The 17,310-nt window shown below is 72.6% G+C and carries 21 protein-coding genes; 11 read left to right on the top strand and 10 right to left on the bottom strand.

The window, feature by feature from the left end; genetic code table 11:
• The first annotated feature begins 48 nt into the window (after positions 1-48).
• Together SJY07_RS20780 and SJY07_RS20775 are read left to right on the top strand one after the other, a co-directional pair.
• A complete protein-coding gene (locus SJY07_RS20780; RefSeq protein ID WP_380161422.1) occupies positions 49-1,329 on the top strand; it encodes a DUF222 domain-containing protein in 1,281 nt (426 codons plus the stop codon).
• A gap of 19 nt (positions 1,330-1,348) precedes the next feature.
• Entirely contained in the window at positions 1,349-1,738 is a 390-nt protein-coding gene (locus SJY07_RS20775; RefSeq protein WP_380161421.1) for a tautomerase family protein, read from the top strand.
• On the opposite strand, the gene SJY07_RS20770 is transcribed toward SJY07_RS20775, so the two are convergent.
• The 3 genes from SJY07_RS20770 to SJY07_RS20760 all read right to left on the bottom strand — a co-directional run bounded on the left by SJY07_RS20770 (position 1,716) and on the right by SJY07_RS20760 (position 4,107).
• The gene (locus SJY07_RS20770; RefSeq protein ID WP_380161420.1) at positions 1,716-2,312 is read right to left on the bottom strand and encodes a hypothetical protein; all 597 of its coding nucleotides are present in this window, start codon (positions 2,310-2,312) and stop codon (positions 1,716-1,718) included. The genes SJY07_RS20775 and SJY07_RS20770 overlap by 23 nt on opposite strands.
• Before the next feature lie 618 nt (positions 2,313-2,930).
• The gene (locus SJY07_RS20765) at positions 2,931-3,296 is read right to left on the bottom strand and encodes a bleomycin resistance protein (protein ID WP_380161419.1); all 366 of its coding nucleotides are present in this window, start codon (positions 3,294-3,296) and stop codon (positions 2,931-2,933) included.
• A complete protein-coding gene (locus tag SJY07_RS20760; protein ID WP_380161418.1) occupies positions 3,259-4,107 on the bottom strand; it encodes a DUF3626 domain-containing protein in 849 nt (282 codons plus the stop codon). The genes SJY07_RS20765 and SJY07_RS20760 overlap by 38 nt, the downstream gene beginning before the upstream one ends.
• Positions 4,108-4,171: 64 nt before the next feature.
• Between SJY07_RS20760 and SJY07_RS20755 the strand changes: the two genes are divergently transcribed.
• Entirely contained in the window at positions 4,172-4,690 is a 519-nt protein-coding gene (locus SJY07_RS20755) for a DinB family protein (protein ID WP_380161417.1), read from the top strand.
• Between the two features lie 42 nt (positions 4,691-4,732).
• Positions 4,733-6,859, top strand: coding sequence for a methyl-accepting chemotaxis protein (locus tag SJY07_RS20750; protein WP_380161416.1), 2,127 nt, complete (start codon positions 4,733-4,735; stop codon positions 6,857-6,859).
• Here the strand turns inward: SJY07_RS20750 and SJY07_RS20745 are convergent.
• Positions 6,846-7,712 (bottom strand): YihY/virulence factor BrkB family protein, encoded by an 867-nt coding sequence (locus tag SJY07_RS20745; protein ID WP_328292318.1) that lies wholly within the window; start codon positions 7,710-7,712, stop codon positions 6,846-6,848. The genes SJY07_RS20750 and SJY07_RS20745 overlap by 14 nt on opposite strands.
• Positions 7,709-8,713 (bottom strand): GlxA family transcriptional regulator, encoded by a 1,005-nt coding sequence (locus SJY07_RS20740; RefSeq protein ID WP_380161415.1) that lies wholly within the window; start codon positions 8,711-8,713, stop codon positions 7,709-7,711. Before SJY07_RS20740 ends, SJY07_RS20745 begins: the two co-directional genes overlap by 4 nt.
• A 101-nt stretch (positions 8,714-8,814) precedes the next feature.
• Between SJY07_RS20740 and SJY07_RS20735 the strand changes: the two genes are divergently transcribed.
• Both SJY07_RS20735 and SJY07_RS20730 read left to right on the top strand, forming a co-directional pair.
• Positions 8,815-8,973: a hypothetical protein gene (locus tag SJY07_RS20735; protein ID WP_328292320.1), complete on the top strand. Its 159-nt coding sequence runs from the start codon at positions 8,815-8,817 to the stop codon at positions 8,971-8,973.
• Complete coding sequence (locus SJY07_RS20730) at positions 8,970-9,677, top strand: maleylpyruvate isomerase family mycothiol-dependent enzyme (protein ID WP_380161414.1); 708 nt, start codon at positions 8,970-8,972, stop codon at positions 9,675-9,677. The genes SJY07_RS20735 and SJY07_RS20730 overlap by 4 nt, the downstream gene beginning before the upstream one ends.
• A 38-nt stretch (positions 9,678-9,715) precedes the next feature.
• Here SJY07_RS20730 and SJY07_RS20725 read toward each other — a convergent pair whose 3' ends face one another.
• Entirely contained in the window at positions 9,716-10,312 is a 597-nt protein-coding gene (locus SJY07_RS20725) for a TetR/AcrR family transcriptional regulator (protein ID WP_380161413.1), read from the bottom strand.
• 125 nt (positions 10,313-10,437) lie between these two features.
• Here SJY07_RS20725 and SJY07_RS20720 point away from each other — a divergent pair, with 125 nt between their 5' ends.
• Positions 10,438-10,878 carry a nuclear transport factor 2 family protein gene (locus tag SJY07_RS20720; protein WP_380161412.1) on the top strand — a complete coding sequence of 147 codons (441 nt, stop codon included), beginning with the start codon at positions 10,438-10,440 and terminating at the stop codon, positions 10,876-10,878.
• On the opposite strand, the gene SJY07_RS20715 is transcribed toward SJY07_RS20720, so the two are convergent.
• The gene (locus SJY07_RS20715; protein ID WP_380162448.1) at positions 10,875-11,957 is read right to left on the bottom strand and encodes a type IV pilus twitching motility protein PilT; all 1,083 of its coding nucleotides are present in this window, start codon (positions 11,955-11,957) and stop codon (positions 10,875-10,877) included. The genes SJY07_RS20720 and SJY07_RS20715 overlap by 4 nt on opposite strands.
• Positions 11,958-12,143: 186 nt before the next feature.
• Between SJY07_RS20715 and SJY07_RS20710 the strand changes: the two genes are divergently transcribed.
• A complete protein-coding gene (locus SJY07_RS20710) occupies positions 12,144-12,218 on the top strand; it encodes a 50S ribosomal protein bL37 (RefSeq protein WP_375791718.1) in 75 nt (24 codons plus the stop codon).
• 69 nt (positions 12,219-12,287) lie between these two features.
• Here the strand turns inward: SJY07_RS20710 and rsrA are convergent, their stop codons facing one another.
• The 3 genes from rsrA to SJY07_RS20695 are packed head-to-tail and all read right to left on the bottom strand — an operon-like array spanning position 12,288 to position 14,185.
• The gene (rsrA, locus tag SJY07_RS20705; protein WP_328292326.1) at positions 12,288-12,554 is read right to left on the bottom strand and encodes a mycothiol system anti-sigma-R factor; all 267 of its coding nucleotides are present in this window, start codon (positions 12,552-12,554) and stop codon (positions 12,288-12,290) included.
• Complete coding sequence (locus SJY07_RS20700) at positions 12,551-13,321, bottom strand: sigma-70 family RNA polymerase sigma factor (RefSeq protein ID WP_380161411.1); 771 nt, start codon at positions 13,319-13,321, stop codon at positions 12,551-12,553. Before SJY07_RS20700 ends, rsrA begins: the two co-directional genes overlap by 4 nt.
• 36 nt (positions 13,322-13,357) lie before the next feature.
• Entirely contained in the window at positions 13,358-14,185 is an 828-nt protein-coding gene (locus SJY07_RS20695; protein ID WP_380161410.1) for an SOS response-associated peptidase, read from the bottom strand.
• Positions 14,186-14,261: 76 nt separating this feature from the next.
• On the opposite strand from SJY07_RS20695, the gene SJY07_RS20690 reads away from it, so the two are divergent.
• The 3 genes from SJY07_RS20690 (at position 14,262) to rsgA (ending at position 17,283) form a co-directional block, all read left to right on the top strand.
• Positions 14,262-14,792 (top strand): DoxX family membrane protein, encoded by a 531-nt coding sequence (locus SJY07_RS20690; protein ID WP_328292329.1) that lies wholly within the window; start codon positions 14,262-14,264, stop codon positions 14,790-14,792.
• A gap of 74 nt (positions 14,793-14,866) precedes the next feature.
• Entirely contained in the window at positions 14,867-16,210 is a 1,344-nt protein-coding gene (gene aroA, locus SJY07_RS20685) for a 3-phosphoshikimate 1-carboxyvinyltransferase (RefSeq protein ID WP_380161409.1), read from the top strand.
• A 20-nt stretch (positions 16,211-16,230) separates the two neighbouring features.
• Positions 16,231-17,283 (top strand): ribosome small subunit-dependent GTPase A, encoded by a 1,053-nt coding sequence (rsgA, locus tag SJY07_RS20680; protein WP_380162445.1) that lies wholly within the window; start codon positions 16,231-16,233, stop codon positions 17,281-17,283.
• Positions 17,284-17,310 lie beyond the last annotated feature (27 nt).

Here is a 17,310-nt window from a genome sequence, read left to right as displayed (position 1 = left end):
AGGGAAGTGCTCTTGCGACACATCATACGTCCGGGTAGCATCGAACACATGGACGGCTTCATCGAATCGCTCGCGGACCTCGAAGCCCGCATCGACTCCGGCCTGCCCCCCACCAAACTCATCGACCTCCTCACCACCCTCGAGAACAGCAAACGCGCCCTCTCCGCCCTCCAGGCCAGAGCCACCGCCGCCTACGCCACCCGACTGCGCAACACCCGGAACACCCGCGACAGCGCCGCCGCGATCTCGCGCGAGATCGCCCTCGCCCGCAAGTGCTCACCCCACACCGGCGGCACCTGGCTCGGCGTCGCCGACGCCCTCACCACAGAGATGCCCCACACCCTCCGGGCCCTGCGCGACGGCAGGATCTGCGAACTCACCGCCCGCGACGTCGTCGCCCAGACCACCCACGTCAGCGCCGAACACCGAGCGATCGTCGACGCTGCCCTCACCAGGGAGTTCCAACGCGCCGGCGCTACCCGCCACGCCATCAGGGGCTCCGCCCGCGCCCTCGCCGACCAACTCGACCCAGCCGCCGCCGTCGAACGCCGCCGCAGGTCCGAAGGCAACCGCTGCGTCACCCTCAGCCCCGGCGAAGACTCCATGACCATCCTGCGCGCCGTCCTCCCCGTCGACCGCGGCATCGCCTGCGAGATCACCCTGCGCCGCGACGCCCGCGCCCTCCTCGAGAACCCCGACGAGGAACGCACCGAATCCCAGATCAAGGCCGACCTCCTCTACGAACGCGTCACCGGCGCCCAGATCGTCACCGACGCCGTCCCCGTCGAGGTCCAACTCATCATGACCGAAGAAACCCTCCTCCGCGGCGGCAACGCGTCGGCCTCCTTCGTCGGCATCGGTCCCCTCGCCGCCGCCCACGCCCGCGAACTCGTCGCCCACGCCGCCGACAGCGACCAAGCCTGGATCCGGCGCGTCTACACCACCCCCGACCACAGCACCCTCCTCGCGATGGACTCCACGAGGCGCCTCTTCACCAAGGGCCTCGCCAGGTTCATCCGGCTTCGCGACCAACGCTGCGCCACCCCCTACTGCGACGCCCCCGTCCAGCACATCGACCACGTCCAACCCTGGTCCCAGGGCGGAACCACCACCCTCGACAACGGCCAAGGCCTTTGCGCCCGGTGCAACTACACCAAGGACCTCCCCGGGTTCAGAACCCTCTACGACCCGGAGACCCGAGTGACGACGTTCATCACCCGCACCGGCCACCGGTACCGTCGAGAACCACCACCGGCCCTCGGGCACCTCACCCTGCCCGAACGCCGGACGTCCGGCCGCCGGGCGAGTGACTTCGTGGTCGCCGCCTGAACTCCGAGAAAGGATCCCCATGGCTCAGTTCACGGTCTACGGCCGCGACGACGTGCTGCGCCCGTTGCGTTCCGCGCTGTCCGACACCCTGCACACCGCAGCGGTGGACGTGCTCGGTCTCCCGGTGACCAAGCGGTTCCACCGCTTCTTCCCCCGGTCGGCCGAGGACTTCCCCACGCCGGAGGGCCGCAGCGAGCGGTACACCATCGTCGAGGTGACGATGTTCGCCGGCCGCACGGTCGAGACCAAGAAGGCGTTCTACCGACGGTTGTTCGCGGACTTCGCCGAACACCTCGCCATCGAACCCGTGGACCTCGAGATCACCATCGTCGAGACCCCACGCCACGACTGGGGGATCCGCGGCCGACCGGGGGACGAGCTCTCGCTCACCTACCGGGTGGAGACGTGAGTCGACGGCGCAACCGGAGGGCGTTCGCAACGTAGAGAGGCCCCAGGACGATCCCCAGGCTCCGCCAGGAGAACTCGCCACCGAGGACGAGGATGGCTGAGATGCAGAAGATGGCGAGGCCGCACACCAGCCACCGCCAGAAGCGGCCCCGGAGGCTGCGTCGTTCCGCGGCGCTGAGCCCGAGCTCCTGGACCGCCCGCAAGCCGGCACCGTCGTGGATGATCCCGTTGAAGGGGGCATTCGTCTGCGGGTCCCACGCGCGCCACCCGGTGATCCGCGACACCACCGCCACGGCTGCTCGCACCTGCGCGTGCAGAGCTGCGGAGTCCTCCTGCTCCCAGTACGGGAACGAGACGAAGGCCTCCTCAGCGAACAAGCTCATCTGCAACCCGTGGTCCAGACAGGTCAACTGGGCCTCCGTGTCGGACACGCCCGACTCGACCGGACCGGGGAGGCTCTCCCGGAGTTCCGCTTCGATCCGCTCCCACTGCGCGAGTCGCTCAGCGTTCAACGCGACACTGCCGGCGTCCGGGTCCTCCTCGGGCTTCGCCGAGAGCACGATGTCGTAACTCACCCCGCCTCTTCGGCAGCCGCGACCCGACACCTCACCACGATCACCCGTTCGGCACCGGCCGGCGTTCCCGACGACCCGCCCGTGGATCACGATGGGACGGTGTGGGAACTGTGGCGGGAGGAGATGCGGGGCTGGGGCGACGCGCGGTGGACCGAGTGGTTCGCCGAGCACGCACGACGTGCCCAGACCAGCAGCGACGAGTCACGCGATGTCCATCGCAGCGGTGATCGGGACGCCAAGCGGGCCATGCTGCGTCGATGGGACGAGAAGCGCGAGACCGGTCGTGCGGCGATCCGAGCTCTCCCACCCGCACCGCACGGGCGCTCCCCGCTGCGTCGGGATCGGCACGACCGGGGAACTCATGGCCGTCTGGCAAGACGACGGGGAGGCCGCCGACGTCGCCAGGTTCGCGCCCGACGGCAGCCTCGAGTCGACCACGCAGGTCGAACTCGGGCCACGGGTCTGGGGCGTTCACCCCCTCACAGACGAACGTTGGCTCGTCACCCCGACGGCACGGCCCCCCACCAGGCACACCGCACCTGCCGCGGCCGGGATCTCCACGTCGTCGCCGGCTCCACCTGGTACCGCACCGACCTCGATGCGCTCTGGCCGTGAGGCCTACCCGGCGTCCTCGATGAGCGTCAACTGGGTCCCGTCGAGGTCGATGAGGGCCCCGGAGCGGAACCCCCAGGTCTGCTGCTCGACGGGTACCAACCGCGGGATCCCCCGCCGGGTCTGCGGCACTCCGGAGGCGGCGATGGCCGACCAGAGCGCGTCGACGTCGGCCACCCGCATCGTGCACGTGAACGAACTCTCGGAGGGCACCAGCGAGGGGAACGGGAAGAACTCCAGCTGCACCTCGCCCCGGCGCAGGATCAACCAGCCCTCGTCGCGGAACGCCACCTCGAAACCGAACGCGCCGTAGAACGCCACCGTGGCGTCGAGGTCACGGGAGGGGAGGTTCGGCAGCGCCCGGTCGGCCATGGTCTCCGTTGTACCCGAACCGCGCGACGCAGTGCCAGACCCGTTTCAGGGTCTGCCCGTCGTGCTCACCCGTCCAGCTCGCGGCGCCGATGACGGTCGGGTCCACCACCGCCGCCAGGGACGCGCCCACCGCCGCGACCTCGGGGCCCCGGAACGCACGGACCTCGGGACGGGAGAAGTCGCTGCGGGACAGCGCGAACCCCGCGTGCCGCTCGACGGGTGCGGGGAACCCGCGGGTCTCGCCGGTGAACGACGGGTCGAGCACCAGCGCCTCGACGTCGCGGTCGAGGCGCAGACCCCCGTGCACGTGGGCCTCGACGTAGTCGTCGAGGACGTCGCGCCCGGACGTGTCCGCGAGCGCCGTGAGGTCGCACCGTTCGCGCACCCCGAGGTCAACCGGTTCCGCGGCGGAGTCGGGGAAGCAGAAGGTGGTGCGCGCCAGCACCTCGGGCCTCAGCCGCAGGTGCGCGGACCCGAACCGGACGGATCCCCCCGCGGGGCGGGAACGGTGGTTCAGCGATCCGTAGACCGGTCGGGCGGTGGGCGGCGCGTCGTCGTAGGCGGCGCTGAAGAGGCGGCTCTCCCAGGTCCACCGCTCCCCGCCGGGGTGAGCGGTGAGCCCGCCGTTGGACGTGCCCGTGACGAACTGGGACAGGTAGGCCCCCTCGTCGAGCAACGCCTGCAGGGTGCTGCGCCCACCGGCGTCGCGGTCGGGGTGGAAGTGCACCGTCACGCGGACCGAGGGGTCGAGCGGTCCACCGCGCGCGAGGCTGCGCACGTGCGCGAGCGCTCTCCCGGCGGGTCCGTCCACCCCGTCATGGTCCCCGACGCGGCACCGGTGGCCCAGCTCCGGGCCGTCTCGTAGATTCCTGGACATGACGCTCGTTCCCTGCACCGCGGGAGAGAAGCCGAGTCTGGTGGCCAGCCTGCAGCGTCACCGCGAGGCGGTCCTCTGGAAGCTCGAAGGCCTCGACGACGAACAACTGCGACGGCGGGTCGTGGGCTCGGACATGACGCTGCTCGGCACGGTGAAGCACCTCGCCTCCACGGAGTACAGCTGGTTCTGCTCGACGTTCGACCGCCCCAGCGACGAGATCCCGTCCGAGGTGCTGGACGAGGACCCGCAGGCCGACTGGCGGATCCACCCGTGGGAGACCACCGAGGGGGTCCTGTCGTACTACGAGCGGGCCCGTGCCGCGGCCGACGAGGCCATCCGAGAGCTGAAGGTCACCGAACGCGGGACGTCCTGGAACGGGAACCGCGTGACCATGCGCTGGGTCCTGATCCACATGATCGAGGAGACCGCCCGCCACGCCGGTCACGCCGACCTCGTCCGCGAACTCGTCGACGGCCGGACGGGCGATCACCGGGAGTTCACCACCGACGTCTCCTGAATCGGGACTGAAGTCCTCAACGCCAGCCGCCGATCAGACCACGTGGCCTTCTCCTTCCGACCCCGAACCCTGCGCTCCCAGCTCCTGCTCCCCGGCGTGGGCGCCGTCGTCGTCACCGCCGGTCTGATGAGCGCGCTGTCGGCGGTGCAGGTCGGTGGCCTGTCGCGGGACACCGCCGCCGACGTGCGCACGCTGTCGGAGCAGTCGCTGCACGACGCCGGGACCCAGGTCCAGACCACCGTGGCGACCCAGGCCTCGGCCGTGCAGTCGATGCTGGACTCCGACCTGCGCGTCACGACCGACCGGCTCGCGCAGCACGGGGCGCCGTCGCTGGTGGACACCGCCACCTGGACGGCCACGAACCAGACCACCAAGGACAAGACGTCGGTCACGCTGCCCCGCCTGGAGTTCGGCGGCACGTGGCTCGGTCAGCAGGCAGACCCGGCGGCCACGGTGCCGGGTCTGGACGAAGCGGCCCGCCTCACGGGTGCGGCGACGACGGTGTTCCAGAAGATGAACGACGCCGGGGACATGCTGCGGGTCGCCACGACCGTCGTCGGCACCAGCGGGTCCCGCGCCATCGGCACGTACATCCCGGCCACGAACGCCGACGGCGCCCAGAACGCCGTCGTCAAGGCACTGATGGCCGGCGAGACGTACCACGGCACCGCGACCGTCGTCGACAAGCCGTACGTCACCGTCTACGAGCCGCTGAAGGTCGGCGACGAGGTCGTCGGCGCGGTCTTCGTCGGCCTCCCCCAGGCCGACGTCACCGCCGAGCTGCGCAAGGCGCTCACGGGCGCGACGGTCGGCTCCAGCGGCTACTACGCGGTGTTCTCCGACGGGGCCGCCTCGAGCGGCACCGCGGTCATCGCTCCGAAGGGCGGCCAGGACGGTGACGCCATGGCCGACGCGACCGACGCCGACGGCGAGCCGTACGTGAAGGACCTGCTCGCGACCGCGAAGGGGTTGCCGGCCGGGGAGTTCACGACGAAGCACGTGACCCTGGACTCCGGCGGCTACACCGTCGGCCTCTCCCGCTACCCGGCCTACAACTGGGTCATCACCAGCTGGCTGCCCGACGCCGACACCGCCGCCGTCACCGACCGCATCACCGCGGGCGGGCACAGCCTGGTCCGCAACACCATCGTGCTGGGCGTCGTGGTGGCCCTGCTCATGGCCGGCGTCATCGCGGCGATGGCCCGCACGCTGGTCCGCCGGATCGGCCGGCTCACCGAGGTCCTGCGCCGCGTCGCCGGCCGCGACCTCTCCGCCGAGGTCCTCGAACCCGGCACCGAGCACGCCGACGACGAACTCGGCGCGATGGGTCGGGCGCTGGACGAGGCCACCGGCGCGGTCCGCGATGCGCTGAGCGCGATGAGTTCGGGCGCCGCCCGGGTCACCGGCGCCGCGGGTGCCCTCGACGGGGCCGGCGACCGGCTGGCGGGTGCGGCCGACTCCACCGCGCAGGAGATCGTCCGGGTCACCGGGGACGCCACGTCCGTCTCCGCCGGGGTCCACGAGGTCTCCGACGCCGTCGAGCAGCTGCGTGCGGCCGCGGACGAGGTGTCCGCGACGACGAGCACCGTGACCGTCGTCGCGGCCGACGCGGTGCAGCTGGCGCACGCCGCCACCGGCACCGTCGAACGGCTCGGGGCCAGTTCGCAGCAGATCGCGGACGTCTTGCGCACCATCACCGCGATCGCCGCGCAGACGAACCTGCTGGCGCTGAACGCGACCATCGAGGCCGCCCGCGCCGGGGAGGCCGGTGCCGGTTTCGCGGTCGTCGCCGACGAGGTCAAGGAACTGGCCCGCCAGACCGCGCAGGCCACCGAGGAGATCGCCCCGACCCTGAACGCCGTGCAGGCGGAGGCAGCGGCCGTCCGCTCCGACATCGCCCGGATCTCCGAGACGATCGCGCACATCGACGAACTGCAGGCCACCATCGCCGCGGCCGTCGCCGAACAGCTCGCGACGACCACCTCGGTCAGCGGGACCCTGCACGCCGCGGCGGAACGGTCCAGCGGGATCGCGGTCGCGCTCGAGGGGACCGCCGGGGCCGTCCAGGGCACGACCGAGGAGGTCCGTTCGGTCCGGAACCAGGTCGACGACCTCGCCGCGGTCGCCGGGACCCTGGACGAGCAGGTGCGTCAGTTCACGTTGCGCTGACCAGTTCCGGGCTGCGGCGGCGCTGGAGTTCCAGCGTGAGCGCGTAGCCGTAGATCGTCAGCGCGGTGAACACCCACAACCACAGACACACCGCCACCGCCGCACCGACCTGGGTGTAACCGCCGAACGGCGACCCCAGGTCGACCGGGATCGCCAGGAACAGCACGAAGCCCTGCAGGAACCCCGACACGAACGCCCCGGTCGAGAACCCTCCCCACACCGCCGCCCACCACCCGGGACGCACCGGGCCGAGCACCCGGTAGACGTAGACCAGGACGGGCGACACGACGAGCCAGTCGACGTTCAGCGCGATGTACACCGCGAGCGTCGACCCCGGGATCCCGGCACCGAACAACCGGACCAGGAACGGCGCGACCTCGAGCACCGCGAGGAAACCCACGGGCGCCAGCAGCAGCAGCGGCAGCGCCTTCACCCTGATCCGCCAGGCCCCGGTCCTGCCCCGCACCGCCGGCGGGGCGGGTTCGGGGTAGCGGACGCTGACGCGGGCGAAACCCCGGCGCAGCCCCTCTCCGTAGACCGTCGCCGGGATGAGGGCGACGAGCACCGGCAGCCACCCGACGTGGACGGCGGTCGCGGCGAGGCCGCGGACCACGTCGCCGGCGCCCTGGGCCGAGGGCAGCGCCCGTCCGACGGAGTCGGCGAGGTCGAGGACCCGGTCCGCGCCGATCAGCGCCGCGAGCAGGCGCACCACGACGACGAGCGAGGGGACGAGCGCCATCGACGCGTAGAACGTCGCGCCCGCCGAGATGAGGAACAGGTCGTGGCCCTGCAGGCGCGTGTGGACGTCGGCGAACAGCGCTCTCAGCCAGCTGCCCGCCCGGGAGCGCCTCACGCGCCGGCCGGGAGGAGGCGGACGGCTTCGGGCGAACGGGACCCGCGGTAGGTGCGCCGGTAGGCCGTGGGGGTCGTCCCGACGAGTCTCAGGAAGTGCTGACGCAGCATCGCCGCGGACCCGAACCCGCAGCGGCGGGCGACCTCGTCGATGGTCTCGTCGCCGTCCTCCAGCAGGTTCCGCGCCGCCGAGACCCGCTGCTCCAGCAACCACCGGTGCGGGGTAACTCCCGTCTCGGCCCGGAAGCGGCGGGCGAAGGTGCGGGCCGACATCGTCGCCGTCCGCGACCAGCCCGCGACGTCGATGTCCTGGTCGAGGTGCGCCACGGCCCAGGTCAGGGCGTTCTGCAGCGACTCGTCGCCGCAGGCCCGGACGGGAGCCTCGAGGTACTGGGCCTGGCCACCGTCGCGGTGCGGCGGGACGACCATCCGGCGCGCGATCGCCGTCGCGACGGCGCTCCCGTGGTGGCGTCGCACCAGGTGCAGCGACAGGTCGATGCCGGCGGAGGTCCCGGCGCTCGTCGCGACCGGACCGTCCTCGACGTAGAGGACGTCGGGCACCACTTCGACGAGCGGGAAGCGCTGCGCGAGTTCGGCCGCGTAGCGGTAGTGCGTCGTCGCCCGGCGCCCGTCGAGCAACCCGGCGTGGGCGAGCACGAAGGCCGCGCTGCAGAAGCTCGCGACGCTCGCCCCGCGGTCGATCGCCGCGTACAGCTTCTCGTGCAGCGCCTCCCCCGCCGGGCCGCGGTGGGCCTTGGTGGGGGTGACGATGATCAGGTCGGCGGTGTCGAGACGGTCGAAGCGGTGGTCGGCGGTGAGGCTGAACCCCTGTCGCGAACCGACCGGGCCGGCACCCTCCGTGCACACCGCGAACCGGAAGGCGGGAACGCCCTCCTCGGTCCGGTCGATGCCGAACACCTCGCAGGCCACCGAGAACTCGAAGGCCGAGAACCCCTCGCCGACGACGACGGCCACGTCGTGGAGGTCACCCGGAACACCCATGGCGGGCAGTCTGCCAGCCTTCGGACGGCTTGGCAGGATCTGGACGAACGTCGGCAGAGCTGCCACTCGGCGGCTGCGGTCGCGCCGAGCACGCTGGAGCCGTGTCCACCGACCTCACCGCCCTGGTGGTGCTCCTCGTCCTCGTCGCCCTCGCCGTCCTGGCGCCCCGCTGGGGTGTCGACAGCCGCCGCTCGCGGGAGTGGTCGCCGGAGGGTCCCCTCGACCACCCCGGTGCCGACCACCCCGGTGCAGATCGATGAGCGTCGACACGATCGTGCCCCTGGACCACCGGGCCGCCCTGGCGCAGACCCAGGCGACCTTCCTGGCGCTGCTCCGCCACGTCGAGCCCACCGCCCGGGTTCCCGGCTGCCCGGACTGGGACGCCGCGCACCTCACGGCCCACCTGACCGGCGTCCACCGCTGGGCCGCGGCCATGTCGCGCACGGCCCCCGGCACCGACGACGTGCCCGACGATGCCGACCCACCGGTGGCGCGCGATGCCGCGCAGGAGTACCGCGCAGCCGCCGCGGACCTGCTCGCCGTCCTGGACGAGGATCCCGACCGGCCCTGCCGCACCCTCACCGGAGCCGGGCGGCGGCGGGACTGGGCCCGTCGTCAGCTGCACGAGACACTGGTCCACACCTGGGACCTGGCCGACGCCGGCGGCCTGCCCCGGTGGGGGCCACCGGAGGTCGTGGCCGACGCCGTCGAGGAGGTCCTCGACACGCTGCACCCGCGCCAGGTCCGGCTCGGCCGGACACCCGGCCCCGACGTCAGCGTCGAACTGCTCGGCTCCCGGCGCTGGGTGCTCGGCGACGGTCCGCCGGTCGCCGCCGTCGCGGGCGCCGACGCCGACCTCCTGCGGCTGCTGTGGCGACGGAGCGACCTCTCAGGGGCCGGGCTCGTCGTGACCGGCGACGCCGCGCGGGCCACGGAGCTCCTCGCCGGCCGCCTCACGCCCTGAGGTCGCCGCGCGGGCCCCACCTCGACGACACGACAGGGTCAGGGCGCGTCCACGCCGAGACCGAGGACCTGCTCGAACGCCGCGCGGGTACCCTCCACGAGGTCTTCGGGGCGGTCGGAGGACGCGCGGGCCGTCGCCCAGCAGGCCGACGCGATCTGTCCGGCGAGAGCGGCGGTGTCCTCGCTCCACCCGTTCTCCGCCAGGAGCACCCCCAGCCGCCGGGCGATGAGCTGGGCCTTCACCGCACTGCGTCCCCGCAGTTCCACGTGTCCCTCGACCAGCCGTTCGTGGCGGTGGTACTCCTCCGGGTCCTCGCAGACGTGCGCGCACAGGCGCAGCACCAGGGGCCGGAGCGCCTGGACGGCACCTCGCGCGGACCGACCGCCGGGAGGGGCGGGGTCGAGGTTCTCCGCGGTGAGGGCGTCGAGCAACGCCTCCTCCCGCGCGAAGACGACCTCCTGCTTGTCGCCGAAGTGCCGGAAGAACGTCGTCCGCCCGACCTCGGCCCGCTCGGCGATGTCGGACACCGACACGTCGTCGAAGCCACGCTCGGCGAAGAGTTCCGCCGCGGCACGCACGATGCGCTCGCGGGCCGCGCGCTGCTTCCGCTCGACGAGGGAGGGGGCCGAGGTCATCGGCGCAGCGTAGAGCACCGCGACCCTGACGGTCTCACGTTCCTGAAGGGCTTGCGTTCAGTCTGGTACTGAGTACCATCCCGAAGGTCGGGTCATCGGGAACCGGCACGAACGGAGGACGGACCATGAACACCGAGGACCGTTGGGCGATCACCGAGACGCTGAACTCGGTGGGCCACGTCTTCGACGAGGGCAGGCTGGACGAGATCGACACCGTCTTCACCTCCGACGTCGTCTACGACATGAGTGCGGTGGGGATGCCGGTGATCCACGGCATCGAGGCCGCGCGGGAGGTGGCCCGGCAGCTCGGAGCCCACGGCCCGATCTCCCACCACGTGAGCAACGTGGTCGTGCTCGGCCGGGGTGACGTGGACAGCGGGGCGGACAGCGGGGCCGAGGACGGCGACGAGGTGGCCGTGGACTCCAAGGGGCTGATGCTCATGGCCGACCGGACCCTGACCGCCGTCGTGCACCACGATGTGCTGCGCCGGGAGCCGGGAGGCTGGCGCGTCGCACGGCGACTCGTCGTCCCTCCGGGCAGCGGGCAGCAGCGGCAGGAGAACTAGGCGACCAGGCCCAGGCGGCGCAGCTCCACCGCGAGGTCGTGCGGGCTGGAGGCGGCCATCTGGGCGTCCTCCAGGGTCACGACGCCGTCGCGGACCAGCGTCACGAGGTGCTGGTCGAACGTCTGCATCTGGTAGTACTGCCCCTCGCGGATGAGGTCGGTGATGAGGTTCGTCTTGTCCGGGTCCGCGATGGCGTCGGCGATGCGCCCGGTGTTCACGCAGATCTCCATCACGACGCACCGACCCGCACCGTCGGCGCGCGGGACCAGCCGCTGGCAGACGATGCCGCGCAACGAACCCGCGAGGGCCAGGCGGACCTGCTTCTGCTCGTGCGGGGGGAAGAAGTCGATGATGCGCGAGATCGTCTCCGCCGCGTCGATGGTGTGCAGGGTCGACATCACGAAGTGACCGGTCTCGGCCGCGGACAACGCCGCCTTCACGGTCTCCTGGTCGCGCATCTCCCCGACGAGGATGACGTCGGGGTCCTGACGCATCGCGGCCCGCAGCGCGGTCCCGAAGTCGGCGGTGTCGAGGCGGACCTCGCGCTGGCTGATCATCGAGCGGTTGTCGGTGTGCAGGACCTCGATCGGGTCCTCGATGGTCACGATGTGGGACTCGCGCACGTTGTTGATGTGGTCGATCATCCCGGCCAGCGTGGTCGTCTTGCCCGAGCCGGTAGGACCGGTGACGAGCAGCAGCCCGCGGTGCTCGAGGGCCAGCTGCTCGATGACGGGCGGCACGCCGAGCCCGGCCAGGGGGACGGCCTGCGCCGCGACGCGACGCAGCACCAGCCCGACGGAGCCGCGCTGGCGGAAGGCGTTGACGCGGAACCGGCCGGCACCACCGGGCAGGCTGTAGGCGAAGTCGGCCTCGTTGGTGCGGGCGAACTCCTCGATGAGGTCGGCGCGCAGGATCTGCTCGAGCATCCGCTCGGTGACGTCCGGGGTCAGGGCGGGGGCCTGCAGCGCCCGCAACCGGCCGTCGATGCGGATCCGGGGCGGGGACCCGGCCTTGCAGTGCAGGTCGGAGCCGCGCAGGTCGACGAGGGCGCGCAGGTACGGCGTGATGAGGGGCTCCACGGGGGCCGCGACGTGGCCCGCCCCCGGCCCGCTCGTCGTGCCGGCGTCGGTCCCCTGCGTGATCGTCACCGTTGCGGCATCGGGTCTCGCGGGCGCGACCTTGAGCACCCCTCACCCCGTGGGACGATGGACGACGAACAGACGCCCGGTTCGCCGGGTACCCACCGAGCGATGGAGGAGGAGCTCATGAGCAAGCGAGGCCGCAAGCGCCGCTCGCGCAAGGGCAACGGCGCGAACCACGGCAAGCGCCCCAACGCCTGAGCGAGCAGCTCACGTACGACGAAGGCCCCGGACCGAACGGTCCGGGGCCTTCGTCGTACGGGCGGGGCGTCAGTGGACGCTGACCTCGGTGATCTGCACCAGGATCTTCGCGCGCAGGGCCTGCGGGGCCTCCTCGCACGGGCACCCGGCGCGGATGGCCTGCTTCAGCTTCTCGTCCTCGGCCAGTTGCGCCAGGCAGCTGGCGCACTCCTCGAGGTGGGCCTGCAGGTGCGCGCAGTCGAGCTCGGCCATCTCACCGTCGAGGTACTCGAAGGCCCGCTCGAGGACTTCCCGGCAGTGGCCGAGTTCCGACGTGCTCGGTTCCGAGGCGCTCACGACGCTCCCTCCGTCTCCGGTACGGCACCCGACACACCACGACCGACGGCGTAGTCGCGCAGCAGCTCCCGCAGCAGTCGACGGCCCCGGTGCAACCGGGACATGACCGTCCCGATCGGGGTGCCCATGATCTCGGCGATCTCCTTGTAGGCGAAGCCCTCGACGTCGGCGAGGTACACCGCCAGCCGGAAGTCCTCCGGCACCTGCTGCAGGGCCCGCTTCACGTCGGAGTCCGGCAGGTGCTCCAGCGCCTCGGTCTCGGCCGAGCGCAGCCCCGTCGACTGGTGGGACTCGGCCCGCGCGAGCTGCCAGTCCTCGATCTCGTCGGCGTGCGACTGCTGCGGTTCGCGCTGCTTCTTGCGGTACGTGTTGATGTAGGTGTTCGTCAGGATCCGGTACAGCCACGCCTTGAGGTTCGTCCCCGGCGTGAACTGGTGGAAGGCGCCGTAGGCCTTCGCGAAGGCGTCCTGGACGAGGTCCTCGGCGTCGGCGGGGTTGCGCGTCATGCGCAGGGCTGCGGAGTAGAGCTGGTCGAGGAAGGGCAGCGCGTCGCGTTCGAAGCGCGCTGCGCGTTCGTCGGTGCTCTCCTCGGACGGAGCCCGATCGGTCTGTTCGGTCATCGCGTTCGAGGGTAGGCCCTGCGCGGGGGCACCGCTCGCGGCCCGGCGGCCACGGACGTCACGACGCGTCGGCGGACCGGCACTGGGGCGCTGCCTGACGCGCGGTTCGACCCGGCGCGCAGGCTCGAGAGGTGGTGCGAACGACATGTCCGGATCAACGCGGGCACCCGGGTGAGCATTCCGTCACACCCCGAGCAGTTCACCCGTGCGCAGGTCCACCGCCCCCTCGAGCTCGTCCGGCGGGACGGGGGCGAGCAGGTCGTCGTCGGTGTTGCGGACGTTGCCGACCCGGCGCGAGACGGGGTGGGCGTCGAGGGTGCCGCCGAGGAAGAGGTCGCGCGGGACGGCGTCGAGGAGGGCCTGCACCTCCTCCGGGTCGTCGAGGGAGGGGTCCAGCCACGCGTCGCGCAGGTCGCGCGGGACGACGAGGGGCATCCGTTCGTGCAGGCGGTCCAGACCGGCCTCGGCCGCCGTCGTGACGATGGCGAAGGACACCAGCCAGCGCGTCGGGTCGTCCGCGGCCTTGGTGTCGTCCTTCCAGAACTCGTAGATCCCGGCCAGCGACAGCACCGACCCGTCGGCGTTGGCCACGGCGAACGGCTGCTTCAGCGGTTTGCCGTCCCCGCCCGTCGCGCTCTCGCTGGTCTGCCACTCGTACCAGGCGTCGACCGGGACGAGGCAGCGCCGGGTGGCCGCCGCCTTGGCGAACGCGGGCTTGGCGAGGAGGGACTCGACGCGGGCGTTGACCATCCGGGCCCCACCCGTGGCGTCCTTGGACCAGCTCGGCACCAGCCCCCACCTCAGCGCCCGCAACGACCGCGTCGGCGGCGCGTCCTCCTCGTCCTTGCGGAAGCGCTCGAGGACCACGGGGGGCGTGGTGGTGGGGGCGATGTTGGTGGACAGGGTGACCACCTGCTCGGAGCCGGACACCGTGTCGTCGTCGACCTCGAACTCCGTCACGAGGTCGTCGAGCTGTCCGGGGTCTCTCCGCAGGGCGTATCGACCGCACATGGGAGACACCCTGGCACGCGGCTCCGACACCGGCCCCGCGGTCGCGGTGATCACCGCAGTGCGGTAGGCAACTCCCATGACTGTGGTGCGACGAGTAGCCCGTCCGATGCTGGCGGCGATCTTCATCAAGAACGGGATCGACCAGGTCCGGCACGCCCAGGACCTCGCCCCCTCGGCCGAGCCGTTGGTGCACCGCGTGGCGGGTCCGCTGCGCCTGCCCGACGACCCGGTCCTGCTGGTCCGCCTCAACGGCGCGGCCATGGCCGGTGCCGGTGTGCTGTTCGCGCTCGGGCGGGCCCCCCGCCTCGCCTCGACGGTGCTGGCCCTCACGGCGGCCCCGAGCGCGTACGTGAACCACCCGTTCTGGTCCGAGAAGGACAAGGCGGTCCGGGCGGAGGTCCTCGACGACTTCCTCACCGACGTCGGGCTGCTCGGTGCGGCCCTGCTCGCGGCCGTCGACACCGCCGGCAAGCCCGGGGCGCTGTGGCGGGGCAAGCGCGCCGGTCGCGACGCCCAGCGCCTGGCCAAGCTCGCCGCCCGCGAGGCCGTGCACGCGGTCGAGGTCGGCAAGCTCGACGTCCAGCTCGCGGCCGCGAAGCTCGGCTGACGACGAACCCGCCCGCCCCTCGGCCACGACCCCGCCCGCGAGGTCGTGGCCGAGGGTCGTCGGGGGCTGCGAGGATGCTCCCCGTGACCCAGGACGACCCGAGCAACCCACCCGAGGACGAGCTGTGGGCAGCGCCCACCGCCGCCGGCCCGTTGGACGCCGTGGTGAGCGTGCCCGGATCGAAGTCCCTCACCAACCGCTACCTCGTGGTGGCGGCCCTGGCCGAACGCCCGTCCCTGCTGCGCGACCCCCTGGCCTCCCGCGACACCCTGCTGATGGCCGACGCGCTGCGCCTGCTCGGGACCGACGTGGTCGAGGGCGGTCACGACGTCGAGGGGGTGGACCCCCGCGACTGGGTGGTCCGGCCCGGCCCCGTCACGGGCGGGGCGCGCATCGACTGCGGCCTCGCCGGGACCGTCATGCGCTTCCTGCCCCCCGTCGCCGCACTGGCCTCCACCCCTGTGCACTTCGACGGGGACGAGCGCGCGCGGGAGCGTCCCATGGGCGCCGTGCTCGACGCGCTGCGTCAGCTCGGGGCGGTCGTGCAGGACGGCGGGAACGGACTGATGCCCTTCAGCGTCCAGGGCCCCGCGGGCGGCCTGCGCGGTGGCACGGTCCGCATCGACGCCTCCGCCTCCAGCCAGTTCGTCTCGGCGCTGCTGCTCATGGGCGCCCGGACCCGGGAGGGTCTCGAGGTCGTCCACGAGGGCCCGCCGATCCCCAGCCAGCCGCACGTCCGGATGACCGTCGAGGTGCTGCGCGACGTCGGGGTGGTCATCGACGACGCCACGCCGGGCCGCTGGTTCGTCGAGGCGGGGGAGATCAACGCCCTCGACGTGCAGGTCGAGCCGGACCTCTCCAACGCGGGGCCCTTCCTCGCCGCCGCGGCCGCCGTGGGCGGCCGGGTGCGGGTCCCGGGATGGCCGCAGTCCACGACGCAGGCGGGTGACGTGCTGCGCGACGTGCTCGACCAGATGGGCGCCGAGGTCAACCTCGACCGCGAGGGCCTGGTCGTGGAGGGCACGGGCGAGCTGTACGGGATCGACCTGGATTTGCACGAGGCCGGTGAGCTCGCCCCCGTGATCACGGCGCTGGCCGCGCTGGCCTCCTCCCCCACCCGGCTGCGCGGGATCGCGCACCTGCGCGGGCACGAGACGGACCGGTTGAAGGCCCTGGTCACCGAGGTGAACGCCCTGGGCGGGCAGGCCGAGGAGACCCTCGACGGGCTACTGGTGCGCCCGCGGGCGCTGCACGGCGGGGTGTTCCGCTCCTACGCCGACCACCGGATGGCCACCGCCGGCGCCGTCCTGGGCCTGGCCGTCCCGGGTGTCCTCGTCGAGGACATCACCACGACGCGCAAGACGCTGCCGGACTTCCCGGGCATGTGGGCGTCGATGCTCGCGGGAGCTCCGGCCTGAGCCCCCGCCAGCGGGGTCCGCTGTCGCGCTACGACGAGGACGACGTCCGGGTCCGGCCCAACCGGAAGGGCACCCGGCCCCGCACCAAGGACCGTCCGGCGCACGCCGACGCCGTCGACGGGTTCGTCGTCGTGGTCGACCGCGGCCGCTCGCACGTCCTCGTCGGTGAGGGGACCGGGCAGGAGCGTCTCGTCACGGCGATGCGGGCCCGCGAGCTCGGTCGTCAGGGCGTCGTCGTCGGCGACCGCGTCGGCCTCGTCGGCGACGTCTCCGGGACCTCCGACACCCTCGCCCGGATCGTGCGCATCGACGAGCGGCGCACCGCCCTGCGCCGTTCCGCCGACGACACCGACCCCATCGAGCGGGTCGTCGTCGCCAACGCCGACCAGCTGGTCGTCGTGACGGCCGTGGCGAACCCGGAGCCGCGCTCGCGCCTGGTCGACCGCTGCCTCGTGGCGGCCTACGTCTCGGGGATGCAGCCGCTGCTGTGCCTGACCAAGGGGGACCTCCGCCCGGCCCAGGAGGTCCTGGAGACGTGGGCCCCGCTGGGTCTCGACGCCGTGGTCACCTCCCGCGGGCCGGACGGCCTGCTCGGTCTCGACGCGGTCCGTGAGCGCCTCGACGGGCGGATCAGCGTCCTCGTCGGCCACTCCGGGGTCGGCAAGTCGACGCTGGTCAACGCGCTGGTCCCCGACGCCGACCGCGCGACGGGGCACGTCAACGTGGTCACCGGTCGCGGCCGGCACACCTCGACGTCGATGGCGGCGCTCACGCTGCCCGCCGGGGGCTGGGTCATCGACACCCCGGGCATCCGAGGGTTCGGCCTGGCCCACGTGGACCCGGAGGCGGTGCTGCGCGCGTTCCCGGACCTGCTGCCCGGCGAGGAGGACTGTCCCCGTGGCTGCTCCCACGACGAGCCGGGGTGCGCCCTCGACGCGTGGGTGGCGTCGGGCCGGGCCGGGGCGGCCGGGCCGGCCCGGCTGGCCTCGTTCCGGAGGTTGCTCGTGGCCCGTCGACCGGCCCGTGAGGACGCGATCGGAGCCGACCAGCCCCGCGAGGCCGACGACGGGTGACGGGTGCGGTCGACCGGCACGGTGACC

The organism is Kineococcus sp. R86509 (genome assembly GCF_042466365.1).
In the GTDB taxonomy this organism is placed as follows: domain Bacteria; phylum Actinomycetota; class Actinomycetes; order Actinomycetales; family Kineococcaceae; genus Kineococcus.
This window is presented reverse-complemented; position numbering and strand designations above follow the sequence as displayed.